This is a genomic window from Dysgonomonas sp. 37-18, assembly GCF_001899125.1.
Taxonomy (GTDB): Bacteria; Bacteroidota; Bacteroidia; order Bacteroidales; family Dysgonomonadaceae; genus Dysgonomonas.
On record NZ_MKVC01000004.1, the window covers coordinates 196,156 to 207,635 of the forward strand.

Consider the following 11,480-nt stretch of genomic DNA (forward strand, 5'->3'; position numbering starts at 1 on the left):
ATATTAAATTAAGTAGGTTTATAATTTATCTACATGCCCCATTTCTCATTGGGTTTATCACCCATATAAAGTTCCAATAATCCACCATTCTCAATGTCTTTAAAGTCGATATAACATTTATTATAATTTGTTCCATTCAGCACAGCTTTCTGTATATATACATTCTTAGGAGAGTTATTATGAGTTACGATTGTAAACTTATCTCCTTTGAAGTATTCCTGATCGAGCTTAATCTCTATTTTATCAAATACCGGACTGCTGATTTCGAAGCGGGTATCTCCCGGACATACCGGGTGTATACCTGATGCCGCAAGCACATACCAAGCAGACATTTGACCAACATCTTCGTTTCCTACAATGCCCTCTACTTTGTTTGCATAGGCATTGCTGCAAATATGACGCACCCACTTTTGAGTAAGCCATGGTGCTCCTAAACGGTTGAAAAGAAAAGGAACATGATGTACAGGCTCATTGGCATGATTGTAATAATCATTCCACAAGAGATTATCAGGTGTCTTTTCAAAAAAGCTAGTAAGATCTGCCACTACTTTATCACGTCCACCCATTAGTTCTACCATTCCCGGCACGTCATGCGGAACAAACCATCCCTGCTGATATGAATTAGATTCCACACATCCATACCATTCTTTGCTACGGGCATTTTCGGGCCATTTTTCCCATGATCCATCTTCAAGTCTAGGGCGAAACCAACCTTTCTCTTTATCAAAAATATTCCTATAAGCTTGTCCTTTTTGATAAAATATCTTTTCATCCTCAGTTTTTCCTAACTCTTTTGCCAAACGAGAGATACACCAATCGGTATATGCATATTCCAATGTTTGAGAAATACCTAAAGGAGGCCCTGTATAACCTAATTTATCGTTACCAAATTTTTGTGAAGTATTGATCGCGTATTTATATGCTTTGTCGATATCATAATTGCGAATACCCTTCATGTAAGCATCGGTTAAAACAGACAACGCCGGATTACCGATCATACAACCTGAATATGCATTCATTATTTCCCAACGTTCGTAATACTCTCGTCCGCTCTCGTCGGCCAGTGTGATCAATGAGTTTAGCTGATCATTGACCAGTGCGGGGTTAATAATTGTTTGAAGTGGAAATTGACTGCGAAATACGTCCCAACCGCTGAAGATTGTGCGTTTTTTGAAGGCTGATGCTTGATGAATCTTTTTATCTCCTCCTATATATCGCCCATCTACATCTGTAAAGATGCGTGGATCTATCATTGTATGATAAAGCGAGGTATAGAATATTATTTTCTCGTCTTTAGTCCCTCCTTCTATCTTTATACGGCTCAGTTCATTATTCCATAGTTTTTTTGCTTCAGCACGAATATTATCGAAGTTTTTATTTCCTATGTCCGCTTTGAGATTTTTTTCTGCACCATCTATGTCTACAAAGGAAATTCCTACCTTCAATGTAACTTCTTCTCCTTTATGAGTTTCAAATTCGGTAAAAAAACCAAGGTGTTTTCCCTCTATTTCTTTCTTATCTCTGATAATCGGAGCTTCAGAGACTCTTTGCAGATAGGGAATACTGATAACCTCTTCTCTTTTTCTCTTCCAGTTATCAGGAATATCTGCACTCCAAAAACCATAATTATTTAGTGGTTTACTAAATTGAGCATGAAAGTATACAGTATAGTCAGCATTACCTTCTCCATTGCCCCAACCTCCACCATCGGGAGTACATCTCATCCATCCTTGGATAGTGCTATCGTTCAGAACTTTTACATATTGGTATACAGACGTTCCTCCTACTCTGCGAGCCAAATCAATTTGTATCCTAGATTGCTTATTTGCAGGAAATGTGAACCTTAACATTCCGCTATGAGGAGCTGCTGTAGCTTCTACTTTTATATTATAATCGGTAAGCTGTGCCGAATAATAACCGGCTTCAGCAGTTTCTGTATCTTTATTGTACGAAGAACGATATCCTCTGATGCTTCCATCTTCCTTACCGGCTATCGTCTTTAATGTGCCGATAGTAGGCATAACTAGAAAATTGCCTAAATCGCCATACCATCCCACACCACTCATTTGAGTAAATGCAAACCCTTCGATAGTTTTGTGTTCGTAACTGTAGCCGGGGCTGTTGTCTCCTCCGGTAATTGTATTCGGACTGACCTGAACCATACCATAAGGAGTAGTTGCTCCCGGAAAAGTTTTTCCTAAGCCGTGATAAACTCCGGCTGCTCCGACACTGGTACTAGCACCGATAAAAGGATTAACATAATCGGAAGGGGCAAAATCTTCTAAGGGTTTAACATCTGAAGCACAGCTTGCTACTATCAGGCACAAACCGGCCATAGAGGCTATTATAGATCTATACATAATAAGTGGTTATATTCTTTAATTATTTAGTTTGCTTTCTTTAGTAATAATGTTTTTAGACCGAAACGAGGCATAGATATAGATACTTTGTTTTTATCTATTACCTTTTTTGAAATAGCATTTCCGTTTAAATCAACTTCTTTTATATCAGCAACCGGAAATCCGAATGCAATTCTTCTTATCGATCCGTCTCCTTCTGCATTGAATAAACGAATTAGAATATTGTCATCCTTGACTTTAAAAGCACTTATTTCATAGCCGGACTTGTCTATATTTATAAATGATTTATCAGCCAACGGTATATTTTTATGAGAAGATGTTATTAGAGGTTCATTCCATTTATTATTTTCTATCGATATATTCGCTTGATCCCATTTTCCGCTGTGTGGAACTATTGCATATTTCATCTTCAAAGGATGGGTAATTTTATAATCGGGTCCCCATAAACCAATACCCGAATATTGGGCTGTGAGTGCTAGTGGAAAATCTTTTCCATGTGAATAGGAAGTGGTATGGTCAGAAAATATAGCAAATCCATATTTCTGATCTTTTTGTACAAGGTCTACCCAATTCAGTATAATGTTATGTTTAATTCCGTCCCATGTATTGAAAAAAGTATTTTCGAGTTTACTTTCACATACATCAAATGGGGCATTTTTATATAGAGTGGAAAAAGACAGGGCTACAGGAAACAGTACATTCAACTTAAATCTGTCGTCAGTAAAAGCTCGTCTGTTATCTCGCCAATTTAGTCCCTGCTTGTACTCCCCTATCCCAACATTATTTTTCCAATTAACGGTCAGATCAAAGTCTATACGCTTTTGCCCGTTGGTTAATGTTATTATCTGAACAAAAGGATGTGAGGCTATTTCGCCTTCTATTTTGACGCTTGTGCGAAGGAAATTATCCTCTAATACTGTTATTTTTGCCCGAGCATCGGTTGTCGAATAAAATTTATTTTCGTCATAGAAATGTCCTCTGAGTTCCCCAAAATTGAATTCGTTATCTTTATCTACATATTCTTTACTATCTTCCATTTTTGCTATAAGGCTTTTGATTGTACCTCCTTTGGAAGGATTTAGAGTTATCCTATACATATTGCTTTCGAGGATATAATTTCCATCGGTATCAACGTGTACAGAAGTTTTCTTATTGATCACAACCTTTTTATGCGAAACAAGAAATGTAGCATAACCGAAAGCCGGAACTTCTGCCTGAAAGGATATGTAAGAGGAATCTCCTATCTGTTGAGAATAAGATGATAATAGTTCATTTTTTGAATTATATACCACAACTTCCCCTTCCTTATTAGAAGGAATTAGCGCTTTAACGAGCTCAGTACGTTTTACACCTAGAGTATTATATACTCTGATATATGCCCTATTTTCAGTATTCCGACTAATACTTGTATTGTAAGAATCGACAGCTTCGTCAATCACTTTTTCGGATATTTCATTCGTATTATTTGTCCACAGAGTGATTTCCTGAGCCCATGTACGATCTTTTTTCAGACGGTTGTAAGGCACTATCCACGAATCATGATGCTGTGCCATCATCAGTGTACGCCAAGCTTCATCGATTCTCTCCTGAGCAGGATTATATTTATTATCAAGATTTGCCATAGCTGCCATTTTCTCAGCCATTATTATTTTATTCTCCGAAACACGAACTTCTTGAGCAATTTTCTGTAGCACCTGACTGCCCCACATAAGATTTACATGTATATCTTCTTGTGAGAAGTAATAATTATTATTCGTTTTTTTGTCCGAAATATTCTCGAAATAATTTCTCCAAGTAGTATATATAGATTTATTTTTGACATTTGCTCCATAGCCTAACCAGGGACCATTTTTCCATCCGGCATCCTGATAACACATCCCAACTGGATTTTCTATGCCTTGATTGAAAGAAGTCTCAAGATATGCTTCGGAATTATTCCATGCTTTGGTCTGCCATGTCGAATTATCTTCAAGTTCTTCACTGGCATAACGAGGCACTGTGAGTATAGCAGTTCCATCAGTACCGATCCAGTTCACCAACTGCCCTCCATAAGGGGCAGTATATCCGCCCCAACAGGTATTAGGGCATTTCAACACTGCATATTTGAAACCAAACAATCTTAATATCTGAGGGAGGCTACTTGTGAAACAAGGTTCCTCTACCGAATAAGTAGTGAAAGCAACATCGGGAAAATGTTGGTGTATCTTTTTTATACCATATTCAAACTGGCGTATAATACTTTCCCCTGATATATTGTAACAATAAGGTTGAGCATAAGCCGGATTTGTAAATTCGACTCTTTTATCTGTCGCAATATTTTTAAAATTATTATAGGCTACGGGGTCTTTTACTTTTACAGTATCCCATGTCTCAGGTTCTATTTCGAGTCCGAGCTGCCAGTCGGGATGCTCGGTAAGCTTATCGACCATAAATTGAGTAACCCAAACCGGATAATGCCCGTAAACTCCACCATGATAGCCGTCTACAAAATATGCCTTCTGCTGCGAAAAAAGATTACCATAAAAAGAAAAAACTGCAAGGATAGTAACAACGCCTGTTTTCAACATAATCACACAATCGCTTATTTAACTTTCACTAAGGTTATTATTCTCTTAATAGGCGTATTTATATTATATATAGTAGATAGAAGCAAGTCCATCTCATCTTGCCATACCTTTCTTACTTCAGGATATCTTGCTTTGCTATACAGGTCACGCCTAATATTTATCCAGACATTCGAGCTTTTATTTTCATCCAGAATTTTAACAGCTTCCTCAGTATTAGGATCTGTTATACCTTTTGGCAAGAAAAAATTGAATTGTACCCACGCATATTCACGGAAGCGTTTTTCTATCTCCCATCGCTCTTCATTCAAAAACATAACCTTTAGCGCTTGTTTATACTGTGGTGTATTAAGAGTTGCCAGATTGATGCCTTTGGCAAATTCGGCAGAAGACCAAGTTCCTATATTTTCTCCGTCTATCTGAAGACAGTAGTTGCCCTTCAGCCCTTTCACTGTCAACATCTCTTTATTCATCTCATCGATAAAAGGCACTGTTTTTATAGCTTCAGCCTGACTCTTTTTCTGTTCCCATCCCCGAGCAATCGTGTCCATAGGATATGGTAAAGCTTTTGCTAGGTAATTGAAACTTAAACCTGTAGAAGTCTTTTTAATATCTGTTATTTCACAATTTGAAGAAGAAATTATAGAAGTATTGGAAGCATCTATACTTATTTCAGCCACTTCCTTACCTGCAAATCCCTGAGCTTTCAATATCAGATAAGCCATAACCATATGTCCATCATTATCAGGATGAATACGGTCTTTTCCACAAAGGGTGAATGTTGGATCTTTTTGCTGAAACTGACTATTAAGTGCGGTCATTGGTTGATTAAGATCAAAAAACTGCCAGCCATTAGCCTTTGCCGATTCTCTTTGAAAATCAACAATTCGAAGCATCGCTTTATTTTTATTCCGAAAAGGTGTATTTCCTTCTATTTTTGCAGTTTCATCGTAAGGAGAGCTACCCATCAATACAATTTTAGTATTAACAAGATTCTTGTATCTCGCCTCCATCTGTTTATAAGCATCATAAGATGCTTTTACTTTCTCATCTGCAAATTTTTCAGGCTGGTCACCATTGTATTCAAGATATCCCGAATCATTCATACCAAAAGTTGTAATGAGAACGGTTGGTCTTTTACTGAATACGTCTCCATCGAGTCTCCGAACCATGTCTATAGCCTGATCCCCTCCTATTCCTGCATTCATAATAGTTAATCTCATTTCAGGAAAGCGTGTCATATAATAAAGCCATATATATGAATGATAATGACCTCCATCAGTAATACTATTACCTAGAAAAACAACCCTGTCGCCATTCTTGAAAGGAGTTATTTCCTGAGCTATCGTAACGGATGCACTCAAAAAGAGCAGATAAAATAGAATTAGATTTTTCATTTTCATGTATTAGATTAAAAATAAAAATAGATTGAACTTTTAATGGCGGCTTATTAGCCATATATAGAATAAAGATTTTTCATAGTTATGAAATACCTCAAAAACTATATATGCAAATATATGAGCAGATAGACCCTATTTGTTTATGTAAGTAAGCTTTTAAGTAGGTCTTTTGGGCAGAATAAAAACGTGTATACACTGTTTATAAGACAGATATAAAAAAAAAGACATAGAGTTTTGGTAAGTATTTTAGAAGGCTTTTTTATGATAAATTTCCTATTTTTTTCACCTCATCTTCAAAATTTTCACTCGTGATCGCTTTACTTCTTATTACTTTACTCTTATAATTGTAGATGGTTTGAATAGAGTAACGGAGAAATGTAGCTACTTGATCCATATCATTTATCCCAAGACGGATAAGTGCAAAAATACGTAATTCAGTATTTAGCTGATTTTTTCCCAATCTGTAACGTTCGTCTTCTTTCAACAGATTATTAAACTCTTCTACAAAATTGGGATATATCTTAAAAAAAGCTCTGTCGAAGGTTGTGTATAAATCTTCCACCTCTTTTTCTAAATCGCGCGAAGATGAAGTCTGCTTGAGTAGTTCTTCCACCTTTCCGGCTTTTATCTTTCTATTTACATTTTTTCTAAAATCATCCAACTTATCGATGTAAATAGCACATTGATTCATGAAAATACCGATATACCTCTCTTTTATCAAACTAACTTCGTCTAGCTTCTTATTTACACTCGCTAATTGTTCATTCGCAGCTTTCAGATTTTTCTTTGCTCTTGATACAATCTTAATTTGTCGGTAAATAAAATATAAAACAATACCCAACACAACAACAAAGCAACTTGTGAGAATAGAATAAATTCTGAGATTCTGCTTTTGCTGCTCAATACGATATAAATAAGTATCTTCAATGATAGGATACACACGTGCTATAATTGTATTTCTAAAACGAGAATTAAAAAAATTTGCATCATCCAAAGCAATCCTTATATAATTATATGCCCTATTCATATCTCCTTTGTCATACAAATAAATAGCCAAAGCAAGGAGAGCCTCATTCTCCTTGACTGCTAACTGGGTATCGGTTATAGCTGCCAGAATCATATATTTTTCTTCCATTAAGCTATTCCCCATATATTTATATATCTTAGCCAGGCTCATAGCATCCATAGCATACCCATGTGTTGAAGGTTCTTGTTTGTTAAATATTTTTAGAAGAATCTCACAGGTTTTTTTATATTGCCCTTCATCTTGAAGTTTGAATGCCATTTCTTTGATATACATATCCGAGCCTTCGCTTAATAGAGAAGTAAGTCTCTCTCGATAATTTTCCTTTTCTTTCAGATAAAGGCTCTCATATTGCGAATCATCTGTGTATTTTATTAAATTTTCGTAATACCTGATATATGTCCAACAATACGACAATTTAAGATAGGTAGGTAATTCATCATATTCAATTGCCTTAAGTGTTTCCAAAGCTTGAGTAAATAATCCGGATATACACAAGATGAATGATAAATCCAGCTTATTCTGATTTAGATAGTCTTTATTCCCTAATTTTTCGGCTATTATTATATTTTCATTTATATACTTTATAGCAGAATCGCACTGGAAGGATTTGTATTCTGATATAATACTTTCATTAATATTATATTCATCGCCCAAAGTTTTCCGGCTATCCAATTGGGAAATTAATCTTTTGATTTTAGCTTCCTTTTCGGCTATATATATCGAACGGTTTTGTGTTGTTCTGTCCAGTACTTTTAACAAAGAATCTATTTCATTTTCAGAAAAGGCGTTCAAAGACAGAACAAAACAAAGCAAAAAAATTAAAGCTCTCATAAAAACATATAGAGTGGTAAAAATCTTCTACACAAAACTAATAAGATTTTTCAGAATATCGAGCAGTTAGAGAAAATAGATATAATACAAAGTTCTACTCATAGACATAGTATATTCTACTAAAGATTCAAATATATAAATATTGAATATTTTCCACTGGAAATTTGTTTCTTTGGAAATTTATATTTTACTTTGCAATATATTTCCACAGGATATTATATCCAATAGACATTTATTGGAATAAATTACATTAAATATATAAAATGAAAAAGGCTATTATTCTTATTAGTGCTATTCTGGTTAGTTTCCTAACGCAGGCGCAGAATCTCCGGCATATTTCAATGGAAGATGCTGTAGAGATTGCAGTGAAAAATAACAACAATGTAAAGATCTCTGAATTGGATGAAAAAGTAGCGAATGCAAATTATCATCAAACGGATGCCGTTTTTCTCCCACAAGTGACGGTTGGATATACAGCTTTAAGTACAAATAACCCATTAAATGCATTCGGCTTTCTATTGCAGCAAGAATCAGTTACTGCGATGGACTTCGATCCTGCTAAACTAAATAACCCCGGAGCAAGACAAAACTATAGTGCTCAGGTAGAAGCCAAGATGCCTTTGCTGAATATGGATATGATCTATGCTCGCAAAGGAGCAAAAGTACAAGAGGAAGTTTACAAATACAAAACCGAACGAGCCAAAGAATACATCGAATTTGAAGTGCGAAAAGCATATACTCAATTACAAATGTCGTATCAGGCTCGAAACATCCTTCAAAAATCGTTAGCAGATGTAAAACAAATACATCAATCAGTTTCCAATTTCTATAATCAAGGATTAGTTCAAAAATCGGATGTATTAAATGCTCAGGTGCAAGTCAATACAATTGAAACAGCATTGGCAAAAGCCGAAAGTAATATACAGAATGCCTCAGACGGACTGCGTCTTCTGATGGGATTAGAAACCAATAGCGATGTATATACAACAGATTCATTGTCGCAAGAGATAAGCCTGTATCAAGATAGAGAGCTTTCGTCTTATCGTTCCGATATCATGGCGCTAAACAAAGCTATAGATGCGACAAATATGATGGTAAAATCTTCAAAAATGGCATTTCTGCCACGTATCAATGCTTTTGGTTCATATAGCTTAAATGATTCGAAGGCTTTCAAATTTGGGAATGATTCTTACCTCGTTGGTATAAATCTAAGCTGGACAATATTTTCAGGAAATCAAAATCGGAGTAAGATGAAATCGGCACAATTCCAACGAGATAAAGTGCAAGAAGAGCTCAACCTGCATATCAAAAAAGAAGAACTAGAGCTAAATAAAGCCAAACGTGATCTGAACGATTCCCAAATCGAGATCAACAAGCAAAAGGCCAGCGTGGAACAAGCTGATGAAGCATTACGCATCCTAACCAATCGTCACCGAGAAGGTTTAGCGAGTACCACAGATCTATTGATGGCACAAGCTCAATTCTTTCAACAAAAACTTATGCTATCTCAATCTATTATGTCGTATAATATAACAGATGCATACCTCAATTTTTTATCAAAAACTAAATAACAAATAAAATCGATAAATAGATATGAAAACTTTAAGAAATGCATTTTTAGGAATAGTGGGAATATCAACCCTTTACTCCTGCTCTTCTTCTGATAAATTAGAGGATAAAGATAAGACTATAGTAAAAGTAGAAGCTTACTCTCCGGCCCAATCTACAAACGAAGGATTTTACCTTAGCGGTGAGATAACAGCCAAGCAAACAGCTAATATCAGCACCCGAATGATGGGCTATATAAACAAGATATATGTAAAACCAGGTGACAAGGTAGCATCAGGACAGCTTCTCGTATCAATCAGCAGTGATGATATTCTGGCAAAAAAGGCTCAGATACAAGCTATGATCACGGAAGCTGAAGCAGCAGCAAAAAATGCCCAACGTGATTATGAGCGTTTCAAAACACTACGCAACCAAAACAGCGTATCTGATAAGGAACTCGAAAATGTGGCTTTGCAGAATACTTCAATGAATGTCAGAGTACAAATGGCTCGTCAACAGATGAACGAAGTGAATGCGATGCTTTCATACACCAATATACGTGCTCCATTTTCGGGAGTCGTAACACAAAAAATGGTGGACGAAGGGAGCATGGCAAATCCGGGAATGCCTATTTTGACGATTGAGCAGAATGGTGAATTGCAAGTTATAGCATCTATCCCCGAAAACTATATACAGTATGTAAAAGTAGGCGATGTAGCCAAAATGGAATTGAAATCATTAGGGATAACGATCGATGGAAAAGTATCCGAACTCAGTCCGTCGGCATTCCGCACAGGAGGACAATACTCGATGAAGTTGGCTATTGACACCAAAGATAAAGAAAATATACGCCCGGGGATGTATGTAAATATATTGATACCGAATAAAACAGGTGAGAATATTACATCTAAAATTATGCTGGACAAAAGCTCTATTGTATACCGTGATCAGCTTACGGGAGTATATGTGATAGACGACCAAAGTCAAGCTAATCTTCGCTGGATACGTTTAGGCAAGACAATCGGCAATCAGGTAGAAATTCTTTCGGGCTTGAGCCAAAACGACAAAATTGTATCCAAAGCCGAAGGCAAATTATATAACGGAGTAAAAGTATCTGTAAATAAATAAAATTATGGAAAACGGAATTTCAGGAAAAATAGCCGGAGCGTTTATCAAGTCTAAATTGAGTATCCTACTCATGCTAGCTTTTATGCTCTTAGGTCTGTTCAGCATATATTTCATACCCCGCGAAGAAGAACCTCAGATTGAAGTTCCTATGGCGGACATCATGATTGGTTATCCCGGAGCAACACCCCAGGAAGTAGAATCGGGTGTTGTACAACCTATCGAAAAAATCATATCGAATATCAAAGGTGTAGAGCATGTTTATTCTACGTCTATGAATGGTATGGGTATGCTCACCGTACAATTTTATGTGGGCGAAGATGTGGAACGTTCGTTAGTAAAACTTTACAACGAAATGATGAAGAATATGGATCGTATGCCACAAGGTGCTACTATGCCATTGGTAAAATCACGAGCCATAGATGATGTGCCTGCATTAGCTTTCACTTTTTGGAGTGATAAAATGGGTGATTACCAAATACACCAGGTAGCAGAAGTAGTTGGCAACGAGATAAAAAAAATACCTGATGTAGCACAAGTGAATATTGTAGGTGGACAAAGCCGACAAGTGAAAGTCATGCTCGACAAAGACAAGATGGCTCAAAGCAAGCTCGACTTTGGAGCA

General features: G+C 36.3%; 7 protein-coding genes. 3 read left to right on the top strand and 4 right to left on the bottom strand.

The window, feature by feature from the left end; genetic code table 11:
• Positions 1–29: 29 nt before the first annotated feature.
• The 4 genes from BGO84_RS01840 to BGO84_RS01855 all read right to left on the bottom strand — a co-directional run bounded on the left by BGO84_RS01840 (position 30) and on the right by BGO84_RS01855 (position 8,182).
• Complete coding sequence (locus tag BGO84_RS01840) at positions 30–2,360, bottom strand: GH92 family glycosyl hydrolase (RefSeq protein ID WP_291027134.1); 2,331 nt, start codon at positions 2,358–2,360, stop codon at positions 30–32.
• A 26-nt stretch (positions 2,361–2,386) separates the two neighbouring features.
• Complete coding sequence (locus BGO84_RS01845) at positions 2,387–4,927, bottom strand: glycoside hydrolase family 38 C-terminal domain-containing protein (RefSeq protein ID WP_283687050.1); 2,541 nt, start codon at positions 4,925–4,927, stop codon at positions 2,387–2,389.
• Positions 4,928–4,941: 14 nt separating this feature from the next.
• Positions 4,942–6,327 carry an SGNH/GDSL hydrolase family protein gene (locus tag BGO84_RS01850; protein ID WP_291027136.1) on the bottom strand — a complete coding sequence of 462 codons (1,386 nt, stop codon included), beginning with the start codon at positions 6,325–6,327 and terminating at the stop codon, positions 4,942–4,944.
• Between the two features lie 256 nt (positions 6,328–6,583).
• The gene (locus BGO84_RS01855; protein WP_291027138.1) at positions 6,584–8,182 is read right to left on the bottom strand and encodes a DUF6377 domain-containing protein; all 1,599 of its coding nucleotides are present in this window, start codon (positions 8,180–8,182) and stop codon (positions 6,584–6,586) included.
• 263 nt (positions 8,183–8,445) lie between these two features.
• On the opposite strand from BGO84_RS01855, the gene BGO84_RS01860 reads away from it, so the two are divergent.
• From BGO84_RS01860 to BGO84_RS01870, 3 genes are all read left to right on the top strand, one after another.
• The gene (locus BGO84_RS01860) at positions 8,446–9,753 is read left to right on the top strand and encodes a TolC family protein (protein ID WP_291027140.1); all 1,308 of its coding nucleotides are present in this window, start codon (positions 8,446–8,448) and stop codon (positions 9,751–9,753) included.
• 22 nt (positions 9,754–9,775) lie between these two features.
• Positions 9,776–10,858 (top strand): efflux RND transporter periplasmic adaptor subunit, encoded by a 1,083-nt coding sequence (locus tag BGO84_RS01865; RefSeq protein ID WP_291027142.1) that lies wholly within the window; start codon positions 9,776–9,778, stop codon positions 10,856–10,858.
• Between the two features lie 4 nt (positions 10,859–10,862).
• The coding region (locus BGO84_RS01870; protein WP_291027143.1) for an efflux RND transporter permease subunit at positions 10,863–11,480 on the top strand (618 nt) is incomplete at its 3' end.

Coding starts and splice junctions, on each gene's coding strand:
- BGO84_RS01840 (WP_291027134.1), bottom strand. CDS start 2,360: ATGTATAGATCTATAATAGCCTCTATGGCCGGTTTGTGCCTGATAGTA.
- BGO84_RS01845 (WP_283687050.1), bottom strand. CDS start 4,927: ATGTTGAAAACAGGCGTTGTTACTATCCTTGCAGTTTTTTCTTTTTAT.
- BGO84_RS01850 (WP_291027136.1), bottom strand. CDS start 6,327: ATGAAAATGAAAAATCTAATTCTATTTTATCTGCTCTTTTTGAGTGCA.
- BGO84_RS01855 (WP_291027138.1), bottom strand. CDS start 8,182: ATGAGAGCTTTAATTTTTTTGCTTTGTTTTGTTCTGTCTTTGAACGCC.
- BGO84_RS01860 (WP_291027140.1), top strand. CDS start 8,446: ATGAAAAAGGCTATTATTCTTATTAGTGCTATTCTGGTTAGTTTCCTA.
- BGO84_RS01865 (WP_291027142.1), top strand. CDS start 9,776: ATGAAAACTTTAAGAAATGCATTTTTAGGAATAGTGGGAATATCAACC.